The sequence below is a fragment of the Amycolatopsis sp. NPDC004772 genome, from assembly GCF_053601215.1.
On the sequence record NZ_JBSGBK010000094.1, the window covers coordinates 1 to 16,357 of the forward strand.

The 16,357-nt window shown below is 73.6% G+C and carries 17 protein-coding genes; 5 read left to right on the forward strand and 12 right to left on the reverse strand.

The genetic code is table 11. From position 1 onward, the window contains the following. Positions 1-78: 78 nt before the first annotated feature. Genes ACWEF6_RS36170 through ACWEF6_RS36180 form a run of 3 tightly spaced genes read right to left on the reverse strand, consistent with a single transcriptional unit; the run spans position 79 to position 4,635 of the window. Complete coding sequence (locus ACWEF6_RS36170; RefSeq protein WP_449687063.1) at positions 79-1,164, reverse strand: glycosyltransferase family 4 protein; 1,086 nt, start codon at positions 1,162-1,164, stop codon at positions 79-81. Next, positions 1,157-3,667: a glycosyltransferase gene (locus ACWEF6_RS36175; RefSeq protein ID WP_449687064.1), complete on the reverse strand. Its 2,511-nt coding sequence runs from the start codon at positions 3,665-3,667 to the stop codon at positions 1,157-1,159. Before ACWEF6_RS36175 ends, ACWEF6_RS36170 begins: the two co-directional genes overlap by 8 nt. Positions 3,668-3,699: 32 nt before the next feature. Further along, complete coding sequence (locus tag ACWEF6_RS36180; protein ID WP_449687065.1) at positions 3,700-4,635, reverse strand: glycosyltransferase family 2 protein; 936 nt, start codon at positions 4,633-4,635, stop codon at positions 3,700-3,702. Between the two features lie 9 nt (positions 4,636-4,644). Here ACWEF6_RS36180 and ACWEF6_RS36185 point away from each other — a divergent pair, with 9 nt between their 5' ends. Both ACWEF6_RS36185 and ACWEF6_RS36190 read left to right on the forward strand, forming a co-directional pair. After that, entirely contained in the window at positions 4,645-5,721 is a 1,077-nt protein-coding gene (locus ACWEF6_RS36185) for a glycosyltransferase family 4 protein (RefSeq protein ID WP_449687066.1), read from the forward strand. A 95-nt stretch (positions 5,722-5,816) separates the two neighbouring features. Beyond that, on the forward strand, positions 5,817-6,947 hold the full coding sequence (locus ACWEF6_RS36190) for a glycosyltransferase family 4 protein (protein ID WP_310971364.1): 1,131 nt from the start codon (positions 5,817-5,819) through the stop codon (positions 6,945-6,947). A 124-nt stretch (positions 6,948-7,071) separates the two neighbouring features. On the opposite strand, the gene ACWEF6_RS36195 is transcribed toward ACWEF6_RS36190, so the two are convergent. After that, positions 7,072-7,401, reverse strand: coding sequence for a hypothetical protein (locus ACWEF6_RS36195; RefSeq protein WP_449687067.1), 330 nt, complete (start codon positions 7,399-7,401; stop codon positions 7,072-7,074). 131 nt (positions 7,402-7,532) lie between these two features. On the opposite strand from ACWEF6_RS36195, the gene ACWEF6_RS36200 reads away from it, so the two are divergent. After that, entirely contained in the window at positions 7,533-8,393 is an 861-nt protein-coding gene (locus ACWEF6_RS36200; protein WP_449687068.1) for a glycosyltransferase family 2 protein, read from the forward strand. Here ACWEF6_RS36200 and ACWEF6_RS36205 read toward each other — a convergent pair. Next, positions 8,390-8,842: a hypothetical protein gene (locus ACWEF6_RS36205; RefSeq protein WP_449687069.1), complete on the reverse strand. Its 453-nt coding sequence runs from the start codon at positions 8,840-8,842 to the stop codon at positions 8,390-8,392. The genes ACWEF6_RS36200 and ACWEF6_RS36205 overlap by 4 nt on opposite strands. A 141-nt stretch (positions 8,843-8,983) precedes the next feature. Here ACWEF6_RS36205 and ACWEF6_RS36210 point away from each other — a divergent pair, with 141 nt between their 5' ends. Beyond that, a complete protein-coding gene (locus tag ACWEF6_RS36210; RefSeq protein WP_449687071.1) occupies positions 8,984-10,063 on the forward strand; it encodes a sugar phosphate nucleotidyltransferase in 1,080 nt (359 codons plus the stop codon). A 4-nt stretch (positions 10,064-10,067) separates the two neighbouring features. Beyond that, complete coding sequence (locus ACWEF6_RS36215) at positions 10,068-10,964, forward strand: DNA-3-methyladenine glycosylase family protein (protein ID WP_449687072.1); 897 nt, start codon at positions 10,068-10,070, stop codon at positions 10,962-10,964. A gap of 249 nt (positions 10,965-11,213) precedes the next feature. Here the strand turns inward: ACWEF6_RS36215 and ACWEF6_RS36220 are convergent, their stop codons facing one another. The 7 genes from ACWEF6_RS36220 to ACWEF6_RS36250 are packed head-to-tail and all read right to left on the reverse strand — an operon-like array spanning position 11,214 to position 16,343. Further along, positions 11,214-11,513: a hypothetical protein gene (locus ACWEF6_RS36220; RefSeq protein ID WP_449687073.1), complete on the reverse strand. Its 300-nt coding sequence runs from the start codon at positions 11,511-11,513 to the stop codon at positions 11,214-11,216. Beyond that, complete coding sequence (locus ACWEF6_RS36225; protein ID WP_449687074.1) at positions 11,513-11,878, reverse strand: GntR family transcriptional regulator; 366 nt, start codon at positions 11,876-11,878, stop codon at positions 11,513-11,515. The genes ACWEF6_RS36220 and ACWEF6_RS36225 overlap by 1 nt, the downstream gene beginning before the upstream one ends. Next, positions 11,875-12,459: a hypothetical protein gene (locus tag ACWEF6_RS36230; RefSeq protein WP_449687075.1), complete on the reverse strand. Its 585-nt coding sequence runs from the start codon at positions 12,457-12,459 to the stop codon at positions 11,875-11,877. The genes ACWEF6_RS36225 and ACWEF6_RS36230 overlap by 4 nt, the downstream gene beginning before the upstream one ends. Before the next feature lie 27 nt (positions 12,460-12,486). Then, a complete protein-coding gene (locus ACWEF6_RS36235) occupies positions 12,487-13,032 on the reverse strand; it encodes an NUDIX hydrolase (RefSeq protein ID WP_449687076.1) in 546 nt (181 codons plus the stop codon). After that, a complete protein-coding gene (locus ACWEF6_RS36240) occupies positions 13,029-14,423 on the reverse strand; it encodes a coenzyme F420-0:L-glutamate ligase (protein WP_449687077.1) in 1,395 nt (464 codons plus the stop codon). Before ACWEF6_RS36240 ends, ACWEF6_RS36235 begins: the two co-directional genes overlap by 4 nt. Next, positions 14,359-15,348, reverse strand: a complete 990-nt coding sequence (cofD, locus tag ACWEF6_RS36245) for a 2-phospho-L-lactate transferase (RefSeq protein ID WP_449687078.1) — start codon at positions 15,346-15,348, stop codon at positions 14,359-14,361. The genes ACWEF6_RS36240 and cofD overlap by 65 nt, the downstream gene beginning before the upstream one ends. Further along, complete coding sequence (locus tag ACWEF6_RS36250; protein WP_449687079.1) at positions 15,345-16,343, reverse strand: GNAT family N-acetyltransferase; 999 nt, start codon at positions 16,341-16,343, stop codon at positions 15,345-15,347. Before ACWEF6_RS36250 ends, cofD begins: the two co-directional genes overlap by 4 nt. Positions 16,344-16,357: the final 14 nt, after the last annotated feature.

Genomic DNA, 16,357 nt, shown 5'->3' on the forward strand with positions numbered 1-16,357 from the left:
AGGTGGCGTGCGGGCCCACACACCCACCCAACGCCACATTGGGTGCGTTGGACGCAACCAACGCCACATTGGGGCGCTTCAGTGGCGGCCGGAGGCGAGCCGGTAGGCGCCCACCGTCAGCTCCGCGCACGTTCGCCACGTGAAGTTGGCCGCGTGGGCCCGGCGGGATGCCGATGTCGCCACCGCGTGCGGGTCCGTCACCGCCGTGCGCAACGCCTCCGCCAAGCCGTCCACGTCGCCGTACGGGACCAAGCTTGCGCACTCGCCCGCCACTTCGCGCAGCGCCGGGATGTCCGTGCACACCACCGGGACGTCCGAGGCCATCGCCTCCAGGACCGGCAGGCCGAAACCCTCGTCGCGCGACGGAAGGACCAGGGCCGACGCACCCGCCACCACCGTGCGGAGGTCCACATCGGACAGATACCCGGTCTGGGACCGCCGGGCACCGCGCGGGAACGGGCCGGGGCCCGCGAACACCAGGTCCGGCAGGTCCGGCGCCGCCTCGTGGGTGCGCGTCAACCAGTCCAGCCCCTTCCGCGGTCCCGCCGCGCCTGCGAACAACAGGTAGCGGGAAGGCAGGCCGAGGCGCGCGCGGCGCTCGTCGTCCGGGGGGCGGGCGGTGAACCACGCCGGGTTGACGCCCAGCGGGGTCACCACGATTTTCTCGCGGGAGACGTCGAGGCGCTCGGCCACCGCGTCTGCCACCGCCGCCGTCGGCGTGCAGATGACGTTGGCGCGGCGGGCGCCGCGGCGGACCAGGTCCGGCAGGCCGCGGTCGCTCGGGGCCAGCTCGGCCGGGTTGTCCAGGAACGCCAGGTCGTGGATCGTCACCACGCCCGCCGCGCGGAGGCGGCCCGGGAGCACGAAGTTCGTCCCGTGCACCACGTCCGTCGGGCCGGCGAACAGCTCCACCGGCGGGAAGTCCGACCGCAGCCACGCCGCCCGCAGCAGCCGCGCCGCCACCGGCATCCCCCGGGCGCGCGCGCCGTACGGGAGCACGTGGCGCAGCCGCCGCCAGCCGCGCAGGGTGAACGCCACCGCGCGTGTGTCGACCTCCGGGATCGACACCAGTTCTTCGCTCAGCGCGGCCGTGTAGCGGCCGATCCCGGTGCGCGCGCCGAGCAGCGGGGTGCCGTCGAGGAGGACGCTCAGAGACCTAGCCACGGCGAAGCCGTTGCTTCGCGACCTTCACCGCGCGACCGCCCACGCGCCGGGCCAGCTCCGCGGGCCCGCCGGCGTCGAGGTATTCGCGGATCAGGTCCAGGTCCCGCCGCAGCATCGCCCGGCCGCGCACCGGCGGCGTCGTCACCAGGTCCGCCGAGCCGGGCAGCCGGTCGGCCGCCGGGCGCGGGTCGCGGCAGAACTCCACCAGCGGCTTCAGCGCCTCCGGCCACGCGAACCGCTGCGCGACGACGGCCAGCCGCTCGACGCAGCCCGCGGCGAATTCCTCGTCGTACAAGGCCTTTTCGAGCGCGTCGGCCAGAGCAGCGTCGTCTTCGGCCGGGACGACGACGCCGAGGCGTTCGGTCCTCACCAGGTCGGCGAACGCGTCGCCGTCGGTGGTGACGATCGGAAGGCCCGCCCACAGGTAGTCCAGGACGCGGGTGCGGAACGCGAAGGTCGTCTCGACGTGCTCGTAGTGCGTCGTGACGCCGCAGTTCGCGTCCAGCAGCCAGTTCTGGCGCTCGTGGTAGGGCACCCACTGCTCGTTGAAGTAGACGTGCTTGCCGGTCAGGCCCAGCGCGTCGGCCAGCCGGATCGTCCGCACGCCGATGTCCATCTCGGCGACCTCGGGGTTCGGGTGCTTCATGCCGAGGAACACGAGCCGGACGTCGCTGCGGTTGCGCCGCAGGCGATCGATCGCGCGGACCAGGGTCAGCGGGTCGAACCAGCTGTACACCCCGCCCGCCCACAGCACGACGTGGTCGGTGCCGCCGATGCCCAGCGACGAGCGCAGCCCCGGCCCGGTGCGCACCGGCGCTTCCGGGGGCAGCCCGAAGGGGACGACCGCGAGCAGCGACTGCGTCGTCGGGTCGGCGTCGTAGAGGCGCGGCGAAAGCCGGCCCATCGCGGCGAGGTGGCCGAGCCAGAAGTGCCGCTGCCGCTCGGACGCGCAGAGGAAGAAGTCGCCGCGTTCGAGCTGGGCGTCGAGGACGCGGGTGACGCCGGCGAGGTCGGCCGCGCGCTGGTCGTCGGGGACACCCTTGCCCTGCTCCAGCAGCTCCAGGTGCATCGGGTCGTAGAGGTCGGCGACGACGATCTTGCCGCTGTGCTGCTTCTTCAGCGACGGCGCCAGCTCCAGCACGTGCCCCTGCAGGACGACGACGTCGGCCCAGGCGATCGGCGCGTCCAGCTCGCGGTGCTTGCCCGCGCCGACCCGGAACGGCGCGGGCGGCGGCGTGGCCAGGGGGTTGGTGGTGATGAGGTGGACGTCGTGCTCGGCGGCGAGCGCGAGGGCGATGTTCCAGGCGCGGATCGCCGGCCCGGCCATCCGCTCGGTGAGTGCGTCGCCGGTGATCACCAGGATCTTCCGGCGCTGCCCGAACGCCTTTTCGATGCCGAACGCCTCGACGAGGATGTCGTGCGCGGCCAGGTAGCGCGGCAGCGGGTACGCCGGCTCCAACGCCTTGCGCAGCAACGGAAGCAGGTCGGCGTCGGTGCGGACGCGGGCGGCCTGTTCGACCGCTCGGGATTCGGCCAGCGACGGCAGCTGCTCGACGAACTGGTCGATCGCGAGCAGCCCGGCGAGCGTGGTGCGCGGGATGGCGACGTCGCCGGACTCGACCGGGCCGACGCCGTGTTCGAGGTCCAGCTGGGTGGCGTCCAGCTCGCCGCGGGCGGTGGCCCGGCGCACGGCCAGGGCGAGCGCCGCGGGCAGCGCCCTGACCAGGGTCTCGTCGGAGAGGTTCTTGTAGAGCGCGGCCAGGGCGTTGCGTTCCAGGAGGAACGTCTCGCGGCCGGATTCCGGGGCGTCGACCGAGGCCATCGTGGCGTGGTGGCGGTGGAACGTCAGCGACTCCGGGACGTACCGGACGCGCCAGCCGCGCAGGTTGAGCCGCCAGCCGAGGTCGACGTCCTCGTAAAACATGAAGAACCGCTCGTCGAAGCCGCCGAGCTCGGCGAACACGCCCGCCCGGACGAACATCGCCGAGCCGGTGCCGAACAGGACGTCCTTGGCGACCTCGTGCTCGGCCGCCGGGACGTCGGCCAGTGGCGTGCCGGCGTGGCGCTTGTAGCCCATGCCGAACCAGGTGAGGCCGCCGTCGACGAAGTCGGTGCCGGTGCCGTCCCAGTCGAGGACCTTGCTGGCCACGGCGGCCACGCCGGGCTGGGCGCGCAGCTCGGCGACGGCGGCGGAGACCCAGCCGGGCGCCGGGCGGGCGTCGTTGTTGAGGAAGCCGAGGACGGTGCCCTTCGCGTGCTTCGCGCCGAGGTTGCAGCCGCCCGCGAAACCGGTGTTGCGGCCGGCCTCGACGACCTGGGCCTGCGGAACGGCCTCGCGGAGGCGCGCGGCTTCGGCCGGGTCGGCGGAGTTGTCGACGCAGATCAGCTCGAGCTCGGGGTAGTCGTGCTCGGCGAGCGCGCGCAGGCAGGTGATCGTGTCTTCGGCGCCGTGGTAGTTCACCACGATCACCGAGACGAGCGGTTGCGGTTCCCCCTGCACCAAAGCCAGCTCCTGTCGTCGGATTGCCAGCAAGCTTAAAGGCCCGCCCATGCCTCCCAGACCGCGCCTCGGCCGAGAGCCGCGCGGCGGGTGATCTTGCGGCGGGTCCGCAACGTCGCTGGTAGCCGCGCGGCCACCTCGGCCAGCACGCGGCAGCGCAGGCCGAACCGGAAGTTCGCCGCCGCGGGCCGCCCAGGGCGCAGCGGCAGCACCGCTGTCAACACGGCGAATCGGAGCAGCTGGTTCACCGCGACGCCGCGGGGCGCGCAGCGCAGCAGCATGAGCAGGCGGTTGCGCTCGTTCCAGCGGTGGAACAGGGGCGACCCCAGCTCGCTGCTGACGCCGTGGGCGTGCCGGACGCGGGCGCCGGGCGCCGCGACGACGTCCCACCCGGCCAGCCGCAGCCGCCACGCCGTGTCGGTGTCCTCGTAATAACAGAAAAATCCGGCCGGGACGCCGTGCACGCTCCTGAGCGCGTCGGTGCGCAGCAGGGCCGCGCCGCCGCAGAAGCCGAACACCTCGCCGGCGGGCTCGGTGACGTCGGCGCCGTGGCCGTCGGCGGTCAGCCGCACGCCGGCGGACTGCGTGGTGCCGTCGGGACGCACGAGCCGGGACGTCGCCGCGGCGGCCAGCGGCGCCTCTTCGAGGGTGTCCTCCAGCGTGGCGAGCCAGTCCGGTGCGGGTTCGGCGTCGTCGTTCAGCCACGCCATGAGCGGGGTCTGGACCTTTTCCAGGGCGACGGCGAGCGCGCCCGCGTACCCGGTGTTGCGCGGCAGCCGGACGACTTGCGGGTGCGAAGAGTGGGCCGCGAGCAGGGCGGCCGTGCCGTCGGCGGAGGCGTTGTCGACCACGAGCGTCCGATGTGGACGGCTCTGCGCGGCGAGCGCGTCGAGGCAGGCCGTGATCTGCCCGGCGCCCCGCCAGGTCACGACTACCACCGTGGTGGCGGGATTCGCGGTCACGTCCCGCACAATAGCCGCGTGCCCGAACTGGTCGTGCTCGCCGAGCAGCTCCTCGCGCCGGTGCCCGGTGGCACCGGCCGCTACACGGCCGAGCTGCTGCCCGCGCTCGCGAAGACCGCGCCGCCGGGCTGGACGGTGTCCAGCGTGGTCGCGCGGCACGCCGACGTCGACGCGGCCCGGCTGGACGGCGTCGACGGGCCGCGGGTGCTGCGGATCCCGCCGCGGGCGCTGGTCGCGGCGTGGCAGCTGGGCCTGCTCTGGTGGCCGGGCGGCGACGCCGTGCACGCGCCGACGCCGTTCGCGCCGCCGCGCGCGCCCGCCGGGAAGACGCTGAGCGTGACCGTGCACGACACCGTGCCGTGGACCCACCCCGAGACGCTCACCGCGCGCGGGGTCAGCTGGCACCGGTCGATGATCGCGCGGGCCGCGCGGCGGGCGTCCGGGCTGGTCGTGCCGACCCGGGCCGTCGCCGACGAGCTGGCGGTGCTCATCGACGTCGACGTGCCGGTGCGCGTGGTGCCGCACGGCGTCCGGGTGCCGGCCGGTGACGCGGACCTGGAGCTGCCGGCGCGGTACGTGCTGGCCGTCGGCACGATCGAGCCGCGCAAGGGCATCGACGTGCTGGTCGACGCGGTCGCGGCCCTGGAAGGCACGGTGCTGGTGCTGGCCGGCCAGCCGGGCTGGGGCGGCGTCGACCCGGCGGCGCTGGCGGCCGAGCGCGGCCTGCCCGCCGAGCGGCTGCAGGTGCTCGGGAAGGTGTCGGACGCCGAGCTGGCGACCGTGCTGCGCCGCGCCGACGTGCTGGCCGTGCCGAGCCTCGCCGAGGGGTTCGGGCTGGGCCTCCTGGAAGCGATGGCGGCCGGGATCCCGGTGGTGCACACCGACGTCCCGGCGCTGGCCGAGGTGGCGGGCGGGGCCGGGCTGATGGTGCCGCGAGGGGACGCGGCGGCGTTGACGGCCGCGCTGCGCGAGGTGCTGGGGTCGCCGTCGAAGGCGGCGGAGCTGACGCGGGCGGGCCGGGAGCGGGCCCGGACCTTCACGTGGCGCCGCGCGGCGGAGGCCGTGTGGGCGATCCACCGCCGCGCGCACGACTGAGCCTCGGTTCGCGCACTGACCAGCCCGGTTTGCCAGTTCCTCACCATGGCGCGGGGGCGCCGCCGTACTCTGCTGGGGTGAGCGATGACCCCCGGGTGCTGATCGACGCGACCGCGGTTCCCGCGGACCGCGGCGGTGTCGGCCGGTACGTGGACTCGCTCGTCGCTGCGCTCGACGCTGACGGGGCGCGGATCACCGTCGTCTGCCAGCCCCGCGACCTGCAGCTTTACGATCAGCTGGCGCCGCGCTCCCGGGTCGTGCCGGCCTCCCCGGCGACGACCACCCGCACGGCCCGCCTGACCTGGGAACAGGCGACCCTGCCCCGCCTGGCCCGCCGCCTCGGCGCGGACGTCGTCCATTCGCCGCACTACACGATGCCGCTGGCGACGTCGGCCGCCTCGGTGGTCACGCTGCACGACGCGACGTTCTTCACCGACGCGGTGCTGCACTCGTCGGTGAAAGCCCGGTTTTTCCGCGCCTGGACGGCGACGGCGCTCCGGCGGGCAACGCTGTGCGTCGTGCCTTCGGCGGCGACGGCCGCGGAGCTGACCCGCGTGGCCCCGGTGCGGCACGCTTCCCTGGAAGTGATTCACCACGGAGTGGACAGCGAGCGCTTCCACCCGCCCTCGCCGGCGGAGGTCGCGGCGGCGCGCGCGGCGGTCGGCCTGGGGCGGACGCCGTACGTGGCGTTCCTGGGGGCATTGGAGCCGCGGAAGAACGTGCCGGCATTGATCCGCGGCTTCGCGCGGGCGGTGGCCGGGCGCGCCGACGCGCCGGCGTTGGTGCTGGCCGGCCAGCCGGGCTGGGACACGCAGGTGGAGCGGGCGCTGGACGCGGTGCCGCACCGGCTGCGCGTGATCCGGGCGGGGTACCTGCCGTTCGGGACGCTGGCGGGCTTCCTGGGCGGTGCTTCGCTCGTCGCGTACCCATCGCTGGGCGAGGGGTTCGGCCTGCCGGTCCTGGAGGCAATGGCGTGCGGCGCGTGCGTGCTGACGACGCGCAGGCTGTCCCTGCCCGAGGTGGGCGGCGACGCGGTGGCGTACTGCGGAGTGGGCGCGGGCGACGTCGCGGCGGCGTTGAGCGAGCTGCTGGCCGACCCGGGCCGCCGAGCCGAGCTGGCGACGGCGGCCCAGCAGCGGGCCAAGGAGTTCTCGTGGGCCACGACCGCGGAACGGCACCGGGAGGCCTACGCCAAGGCCTGGTCCCGCCACCTGAGGACCCGCTGACGGGGCACGGGCCGAGATCGGCGGTGGTATGCTGGCTGTGCAAGGCCCCGGTGGGGCCGAGTATGAAAGCCCGTGACGCGTCCGGACGGTCGTCTCGCGGGCTTTTCGCTGTCTTCTCGCTGGTTCAGAGATCGAAGCGCTCCGCGATCACCGGGTCGGCACGTCGCCGCCAGTCGCCGCCCGCTCCGAAACACCAAGCCACCGCGTCCGAGATCCAAAGCAGAGGTTCGGCAGTCGAGTCGACGTGCTCGTAGGTGAGTTCGGTCTTCGACGGCCGGACGCCCAGCGCTCGCTGCAGGGTCTGGCGATCGTTTCCGTCACGGTGATTGCGTGAGTCGAGGACCAGCCGGTGAGCCTGCAGCCCGAGCAGGTGCTCCGCGAGCAGCGTGAGACAGCGTTGGCGAGCGGCCTCCTCGGTCTTGGGTGTGCACGCACCGCGATGGAGACGCCGCACACTCAGCGATCGGGTTCACACCTTGCGTCACATGTTCCGGCGCCCGGCTCCTGCCACCTGGAGATTTCTCTGCGCGTGCCGCTGGGCCGGGGCACCCGATTCACCCTCGGTGACGCGTGGACAATGGCCGGGTGACTGAGCACCCCCGCTATGGCGACGATGTCGGCGTCGTGACCGTGACCTACTTCTCCGAGGACACCATCGAGCGGTTCCTCGACACCCTCGAGAAGGCCACCGAGCGCGAGGTCAAGGTGGTCGTCGCGGACAACGCGTCCGTCGAAGGTGCCCTTGAGCGGGTCACCGCCGATCGGAAGAACGTTCAGCTGCTCCCCATCGGGGAGAACGTCGGCTACGGGACCGCCGCGAACCGGGGCGTTGCCGAGCTCGACGACTCCTACGGCTGGGTGGTCGTCGTCAACCCCGACCTCGAATGGGAGCCCGGGTCGCTCGACGCGCTGCTCGAGGTCGCCCGGCGGTGGCCGCGCGGGGGTGCCTTCGGGCCGCTGATCCACGACGTCGGCGGGACCGTCTACCCCTCGGCGCGGCTGCTTCCCTCGTTCGGGCGCGGCATCGGGCACGCCCTCTTCGCGAAGGTCTGGCCCGGCAACCCCTGGACGAAGCAGTACCGGCAGGAGACCGGCACCCCGGCCGAGCGCGTCTCGGGCTGGCTGTCCGGCTCGTGCCAGCTGTTCCGCCGGGAGGCGTTCGACTCCGTCGGCGGCTTCGACACGCGCTACTTCATGTACTTCGAGGACGTCGACCTCGGCGACCGGCTCGCCAAGGCCGGCTGGCTGAACGTCTACGCGCCGACCTCGCGCGTCACGCACGAAGGCGGGCACTCGACGTCGCAGGCGTCGAAGAAGATGCTGGCCGCGCACCACGCCAGCGCCTACCGCTACCTCGCCGACCGGCACCAGGGGCTCGCCTGGAAGCCGGTGCTGGCCGCCGTGAAGCTCGGCCTCGCGGTGCGGCTGAAGCTCGAGACCCGCTAGATCCCGTCGAGCCGGCGTGAAAGGTCGGACTTGCCGATGTTCTGCGTCACCGTCGGCACCAGGCCGGTGTCCTCCGGATCGGGCTCCTTCAGCGGGCTCGTGATCTGCTCGGCCTGGGGCCGGCGCGCCAGCGGCGTGGACATCGGCGTCGTCGGCGACGGCGTGCTCAGCGGTGTCGTCGACTGCGGACGGCGGCCGCCCTGGACTTCCATCCGGCGGGTCGGCGCCGCGCCGGCCAGCGGGTGGTCGTTCTCCTCGATCAGCGACGCCGGCAGCTGCGTGGTCGTGTCGGGGTCGCGGCTGCGGTCGAGCCCGTCGATCTGCGCGCGCGGGATCTGCTGGGTGTTCGCCGAGTCCATCGGTGACGTCGCGCTGTCGGGTGTCACGACGAACACACCGCGCGCCTGGGCTCGTGCGAGCAGGGCGTCCGCCCGATCGCGGGGGTCCATCCCCTCGGCCTCCCGACTGACCCGGGGCCCTCTGGGGAAAGGCCCGCCTGTTTCCTGTCTAGGGTAGGCCCTCCGGGCGACCTCCGTCAGGGTTTCCCGCGGCTTGTCGCTCAGCGGTGCGTGATACAAGAGGAGATTTCCGTGACGTCCGAGGTTGAGGTCGATGCCGTCGTGCTGGTCGGGGGCAAGGGCACCCGCCTGCGTCCACTGACCCTGTCGGCGCCGAAGCCGATGCTCCCGACCGCCGGGACGCCCTACCTGAGCCACCTGTTCTCCCGCATCCGCGAGGCCGGCATCCGGCACGTCGTGCTGGGCACGAGCTACCGGGCGGAGGTGTTCGAGGAGTACTTCGGCGACGGCAAGGCCATCGGCCTGGACCTGGAGTACGTGGTCGAGGAGGAGCCGCTCGACACCGCGGGCGCGATCCGGAACGTCTACGACAAGCTGCGCGCCGACCACGTGATCGTCTTCAACGGCGACATCATCTCCGGCTCGGACCTCGGCGAGCAGCTGCGCATCCACCGCGAATCCGAGGCCGACGTCACACTGCACCTGCAGCGCGTGCCGGACCCCAGCCGGTTCGGCTCGGTGCCGACCGACGAGACCGGGCGCGTCCAGGCGTTCCTCGAGAAGACGCCGAACCCGCCGACCAACCAGATCAACGCCGGCTGCTACGTCTTCCGCCGTCCGGTGATCGAGGCCATCCCGACCGGGCGGCGGGTGTCGGTCGAGCGCGAGACGTTCCCGCAGTTGCTGGAGCAGGGCGCGCACATCCAGGGGTTCGTCGACGAGTCCTACTGGCTGGACGTCGGTACGCCGGAGGCGTTCGTGCGTGGTTCGGCCGACCTCGTGCGCGGACTGGCGCCGACGTCGGCGCTGCCCGGCCGTCCCGGTGACTTCCTGGTGCTCGACGGCGCGTCGGTGGCCGAGGACGCCCAGCTGTCCGGCGGTTCGACGATCGGCGTCGCGGCCGTGGTGGGTTCGGGCGCGAAGATCGACGGCTCGGTGCTGTTCGACGGCGCGGCGGTCTCCGAGGGCGCGATCGTCGAGCGCTCGGTGCTCGGCCACGGCGCCCGCGTCGGCGCCGGAGCCGTGCTGCGCGGCGTGGTGCTGGGCGACGGCGTGTCGGTGGGAGCCGGCTGCGAGCTCCTGGACGGCGCCCGCGTGTGGCCGGACGTCGTCCTGCCCGACGGATCCGTCCGCTTCTCGAGCGACGCGTAGCCCGATGTTCTGGCGTCCCGCGTTCGAAGTCGACCTGGGCCGGGTCCTGGGTCCGCTGAAGCGCGGCCGCGGGTCGCTCAACATCCTCACGGACGAGCGCGGCATCACCTGGCTGGCGTCGAACACGCCGGACGGACCGGGAACCCTGGCGTTGCGCCGGCTGCCCGACGGCCGCATCGAGGCCGCGGCCTGGGGCCCGGCGAAGGACCGGCTGCTCACGGGCGTGCCGGCGTTGCTGGGGGCGAATGACGACGATTCGGGCTTCGTCGCGCACCACGACGTCGTCGCGCGGGCCCGGCGGGCGAACCCGGGCCTGCGGCTGGGGGCGACCGGGGTGGTGTGGGACTGGCTGGTGCTCGCGGTGCTGGAGCAGAAGGTGGCGGGCAAGGAGGCGATCCGGTCGTGGGCGGAGCTGTGCCGCCGCTTCGGCACGCACGCCCCGGGCCCGGCGCCGGAGCGGCTGCGCGTGCCGCCGACGCCCTCGACGTTGAGCACACTGCCGGACTGGCACTGGCACCGAGCGGGCGTCGACATCAAGCGGCGGACGGCCCTGGTGAACGCCGCGCGCGTGGCGGGCCACCTGGAGCGGGCGGTGGAGCTGGGCGGGCTCGAGGGAAGGCATTGGCTGCGCCAGGTCCCGGGCATCGGAGTGTGGACGGCGGCGGAGATCGCCCAGCGCGCCTGGGGCGACCCGGACGCGGTGAGCTTCGGCGACTACAACATCCCTTCGATGGTGGGGAACGCGGTGCTGGGCACGAAGCTGGACGACGTGGGGATGGCGGAGGTGCTGGCGCCGTACGCGCCGCAGCGGCAGCGGGTGGTGCGGTACCTGGAGGCTGCGGGACACACGCGGCCACGGTTCGGGCCGAGGATTGAGCTGCGGGACTATCGCGCGATGTGACGGCGGTGGTTGCGGGGGCTCGTGTGGGTGATGGGCGCTGGTGCGGGCACGCTGCGCTTCGCGAGTGAGGTGCCAAGGCGGGTTGCGGGCGGGGCGCGCGGTCCCGTCTGGGTGGTGTGCGCTGCTGCAGCGCGAGGGCGGCCGTGGTCGCGGAGAGGGCTGCGATGGGCGCTCGGTCCCGTGTGGGTGACATGGCCCGCCGGCGCGCGAAAGGTGCCCGCCGGGCTGGTGCGGCCGCGAAGCTCCGGCCTACTGCTGGGGAGGGTAGCCACCCGGCGGTGGCGGGTACGGCGGCTGCTGGCCCGGGAATCCCGGCGGCTGCTGCCCCGGGTAACCCGGCCCACCGAAGCCCTGCTGCGGCGGGTAACCCGGCGGCTGCTGGCCCGGGTAGCCCTGCTGCGGCCCGCCGAAGCCCGGCTGCTGGTAGCCCGGGTACTGCGGCGGGTACGGCGGCTGCTTCGGCTTGTTCGAGTTCACGATGAGCAGCACCACTCCGACGATGCCGCCGAGCACCACCAGGATGATCAGCAGCATCAGCACGCTCACCATCAGCTCTCCCCCTCGTCGAGTGCCGCGCGGACGATCGACAGTGCCTCGGCGTCGGCGAGGCCGAGCTTACGGGTCGTCTTCGCGTACTCCGCCGCCGCCTGCTGGGCCTTGCGGCGGGACTGGTCGCCTGCCGCCGCGACGAAGCTTCCGGCTCGGCCCCGGGTTTCGATCAGGCCCGCCTCCTCCAGCTCGCGGTACGCCCTCGCCACCGTGTTCGGCGCTATGCCCAGGTCGGCCGCCAGGCGGCGGACCGTGGGCAGCTTGGTGCCCACGGCCAGGGTCCGGTTGTTGATGCGCGTCGCGAGCCCGGACCGGACCTGCTCGTACGGCGGGACCGGCGAACCGCTGTCGAAGGGGACGATCACCAGCTCTGCGGACCCGCTCCCGGCCCCGGCAGCTGTTGCTGCTGCGGGAACGACGGCCCCTGCGGCGCGTACTGCTGCGGCGCCGGCGGATACCCCGGCTGCTGCGGGAAACCCTGCTGCGGCGAAGGCGGATACCCCGGCTGCTGGGCCGGCGCGAAGCCCGGCTGCGGCGCGGCGAACCCCTGCGACGGCGGCGCAGAACCCGCGGCCGCAAATCCCTGCGACGGCGGCGCGAATCCCGGCGCCGCAGAACCCGCGGGCGCAAACCCCGGCGCCGCAGAGCCCGCGGGCGCAAACCCTGGCGCCGCAGAACCCCCGGACGCAAACCCCGGCGCCGCCGCACCCCCGCCCGCAAACCCCGGCGGAGGCGCCGCAAACCCTTGCTGCGGCGGGAAAGCCGGGAATTGCCCGCTCTTCTTCAGCGCCTCTTCGCGGCGCATCTTCGACACCCGCACGATCACCGCGATGATGAACACGATGATGCCCAAGACGATCAGCCCGAGCACGATGTACCCGAACACGCCGGTGTCGCCGCCACCGCCGGAGTGGTAGTGCACCCGCTCCGGGAACTGTGTAGCCATGTGGTCCCTCCCTGTCCGCGGACCAGGCTATCGCCCGGCACCGACAGGAACGGCCGCTTTCACCAGATCGGCGAGATCTTCGGACCCCTCCGGCAGCGCGTCCGCCGGCCACCACCGGAGGTCGTCGGACTCGTCGCTGCGCACCGGCTCCGCGCCGGCCGGCGCGTGCACCGCGAAGCGGACGTCGAAGTGCCGGGTCGGCACCCCGAGCGAGCACGTGATCGGGTGGACGTCCAGGTGCACCGGCTCCGCGACGAGACGCAGCCCGGCGATCCCGGACTCCTCGGTGGCCTCCCGCAGCGCCGCCCCGACCAGCGATTCGTCCGACGGCTCGCAGTGGCCGCCGAGCTGCAGCCAGCGGCCGACCCGTGGGTGCAGCGTCAGCAGCACCCGCGTGCCGGTGTGGTCCAGGACCACCGCCGACGCCGTCAGGTGCCCGGCCGCGCAGGAGCGCCGGCACGAATCGTCGCGCGCGGCCAGGAACCCGAGGAACGCCTGGCGCAGCGACTCCTGGGACGCGACCGCAGGCCGCCACGACGAAAGCGTCGTGACGGCGTCCGCGTGCAGGCTCACAGCTCCAGCAGTCCTTCCCCGGCCAGGGCCGGCCCACGCGGTTCCGGCTCGGTGAGCGGCACGCCCACGGCGACCGAGCCCAGCGGCTGCCAGCGCTCGTCGAGACCGAGGACCTCGCGGACGACGTCCGCGGCGAAGATCGTCGAGCCGATCCAGCACGACCCCAGGCCCTCGGCCGCCAGCGCGACCAGCAGGCCCTGGACCGCGGCGCCGCCGGCTACCGTGAACATCGTCTTCTCGCAGTCGTTGCGGCGGTCGTCGCGGTAGGTGTGCGCGCCGTCCGGCACCAGGAACGGGAGGACGATCTCGGGTGCCCGGTACAGGATGTCGCCCCGGCTGAGCCGCTTCGCGATCTGCTCCGGCGTGAACTCGTCGCCGGACAGGTCGGCCTGCCACGACTCGCGCATCGCGTCCAGCAGCTTCTTCCGGACGCCGGAATCGCGCAGCCAGACGAACCGGACCGGGTGCGTGTGGTGCGGCGCGGGCGCGGTCAGCGCGGACCCCACCGCCCGCCGGATCGAGGCGGGGGAGACCGGCTCGTCCGCGAACTGCCGCACCGAACGCCTGGCCGGGACGGCCTCACGCCGTCCCTGCGCGACGGCCTCGTTGGCGCCCAGCCGGAACAGGTCCTCCTCCAGCGGGCGGACCAGGTCCCGCGCGGCCGAGCCGTCGTCCTCCGGGAAGAACCCGCGGACGACCGCGACCGGCGTCCCGCCCAGCTTGCCCTTGACCAGGTCGGCGGCCGCGGCGAGCTCGTCGGCGATCGCGACCTCGGTGACGGCCAGCTCGTTGCCCTGCCCGTCGACCTCCCCGCGGTAGGCGTGCAGCACGCGCAGCCCCGAAGACCCGATGGCGGCGTCGGTCTGCCCGACCCGCCAGGCCCGCCCCATGGTGTCGGTGACGACGACGGCGACCTCGACGCCGAGCCGCTCCCGCAGCCCGTTGCGCAGCGCCAGCGCCGACGCGTCCGGGTCGGCGGGCAGCAGCGCGACCTCGTCACCGGCCACATTGGACGCGTCGATCCCGGACGCCGCCTGCACGATCCCCAGGTGGTTCTGGGTGATCACGGTCCGGGCGATCCGCGCGACGATCCGCACGGCCTCCTGCTCGACGAGCTTCCGGCGTTCGGCGTCGCGGGCCTCCGGGTCCGACGGCACGCGCACCAGCCTGCCCTCGGCCTTCGAGACGATCTTGCTGGTCACGACCAGGACGTCCCCCGACCGCAGCCAGGGCGCGGCGGCGACGATCGCGCCGGTCAGGTCGTCGCCCGGGCGGAACTCCGGCAGCCCGGCGACGGGCAGGATCTCCAGCTTGGGGGCAGCGTGGTCACTCAACGGGGGCTCCAGCCAGTTCGAGGGCGGCGCGGGCCATCGCCGCGGTCGCGTCCACATCGGACATCAGCAGCGGGACGTCGCGGACGGTCACGCCCGGCACGTCGGCCGTCTCGCCTTCCGCGATCAGCCAGCCGTCGAGCACGCCGCCGTCCTCGCGGGAGCCGTAGTGCCGGCCCACCGCCTCGGCGGACGTCTCGACGCCGATCGCGGTCAGGCACGCGTCGGCCATCCCGCGCAGCGCCTTGCCGCCGATGATCGGCGACACCCCGACGACGCGGGCGGACGTCTTGCGCAGCGCGTCCCGCACCCCGGGCACGCCCAGCACGGTGCCGACCGACACGACCGGGTTCGACGGCGCGAACAGCACCGCGTCGGCGTCCTTGATCGCTTCCGGCACGCCGGGGGCGGGCTTGGCCTCGTCGGCGCCGACGGCGACGATCGAGTGCGCCGTCGGCTCGGCGCGGTAGCGCACCCACCACTCCTGGAAGTGGATCGCCTTCTGCTGGCCGTCCTGCTCCGGGTCGTCGATGACGACGTGCGTCTCGACGCGGTCGTCGGACATCGGCAGCAGCCGGACGCCGGGCTGCCAGCGGTCGCACAGGGCCTCGGTGACGGCCGAGAGCGGGTAGCCCGCGCGCAGCATCCGCGACCGGATCAGGTGGGTGGCGATGTCCTTGTCGCCGAGCCCGAACCAGTCCGGGTCGGCGCCGTAGGCGGCCAGCTCCTCCTTGACGACCCAGGTCTCGCCCGAGTGCCCCCAGCCGCGTTCGGAGTCGATCCCGCCGCCCAGGGTGTACATGCAGGTGTCCAGGTCGGGACAGATCCGCAGCCCGTGCATCCAGACGTCGTCGCCGGTGTTGACCAGCGCCGTCACCTCGTGCTCCGACTCGGAGGCACCCTCGGGTGCCATGCCCAGCGCTGCCTTGACACCCAGCAGGAAGCGGGCCCCGCCCACTCCGCCGACCACTACCACGATCTTCACGACGTCGAATCCTCGCACGAGCCGGGTGCGGGCACCCAGTACCGGTATTTGTGGTGCGGGGCGTAGCCGAGCCCCGCGTAGAGCGCGAGCGCGCCCGAATTCCGTTCCGCGACCTGCAACACCGAGTGGACCGCCCCGTGTTCCACGCCCCACGCGTGCACCGCGCCCATCAGCGCGGACGCCAGCCCGCGGCGGCGGAAGGCGGGGGCGACTTCGAGGCGGCCGACGTGCAGCCAGTCGTCGACCAGGGCCCCTCGGACGACCCCGGCGAGCACCCCGTCGACCAGGGCGGCGCCGTAGCCGATCTTCCCGCCGCTCAGGACCTGGCGCGCGGCCGGGGAGTCCTCGGTGGGCCGCATGGCGAGTGTCCACCAGCCGGGGGCGGGTTCGTCGCCGATGGTGACGGCCGGGATCGCCGGGTCGGGGTGGTCGCCGACGGGGGCGGGAGGTGCGGGCTGCTCGCTGCATTCAACGCACCCAATGTGGCGTTCGGCGCGTCCAACGCACCCAATGTGGCGTTCGGTGCATCCAACGCACCCAATGTGGCGTTCGGCCACAGTGCCGCCCGGGACCACGGGCTCCCCGCCGACCTCGGCGCCTGGCATGGCGGGCCCGGGCTCCAGCCTGACTCCCAGGAGCGCGGGCTCCCCGCCTGGCCCGGCGGGCCCTCGCCCCAGCGGCACGGTGAGCACCACGACCTCGTGGCCGGCGCCGTGGCCGGTGGCCTGGTGCCAGCCGGCCGTGGCGATGGCGTGTTCGTTCGGGCTGTCGCGGACCACCTGCACCATCGGGGTGATCCCTCGATCGTGGGCGAAATCACACACCGCGCGCAGGGCGTCTCCGAGCGGGCGAACCGGGTCGCCCACGGCCAGTGCGCTGTTGGCGCGGCCGGTGAAGCCGTCCGCCCAGCGCAGGCGCCACTCACCCAGGGGATCCTCCACCAGGGGCGGCCATGCTTTGCTGCACGTGATTTCGAGCTTCTCGGCGGCGTTCACCGCTAGATTGTGAC

Excerpts from the sequence above, each read along its gene's own strand:
- ACWEF6_RS36230 (WP_449687075.1), bottom strand. The coding sequence starts at position 12,459 with ATGGCTACACAGTTCCCGGAGCGGGTGCACTACCACTCCGGCGGTGGC.
- ACWEF6_RS36205 (WP_449687069.1), bottom strand. The coding sequence starts at position 8,842 with ATGGACCCCCGCGATCGGGCGGACGCCCTGCTCGCACGAGCCCAGGCG.
- ACWEF6_RS36220 (WP_449687073.1), bottom strand. The coding sequence starts at position 11,513 with ATGGTGAGCGTGCTGATGCTGCTGATCATCCTGGTGGTGCTCGGCGGC.
- ACWEF6_RS36240 (WP_449687077.1), bottom strand. The coding sequence starts at position 14,423 with ATGTGGACGCGACCGCGGCGATGGCCCGCGCCGCCCTCGAACTGGCTG.
- ACWEF6_RS36215 (WP_449687072.1), top strand. The coding sequence starts at position 10,068 with ATGTTCTGGCGTCCCGCGTTCGAAGTCGACCTGGGCCGGGTCCTGGGT.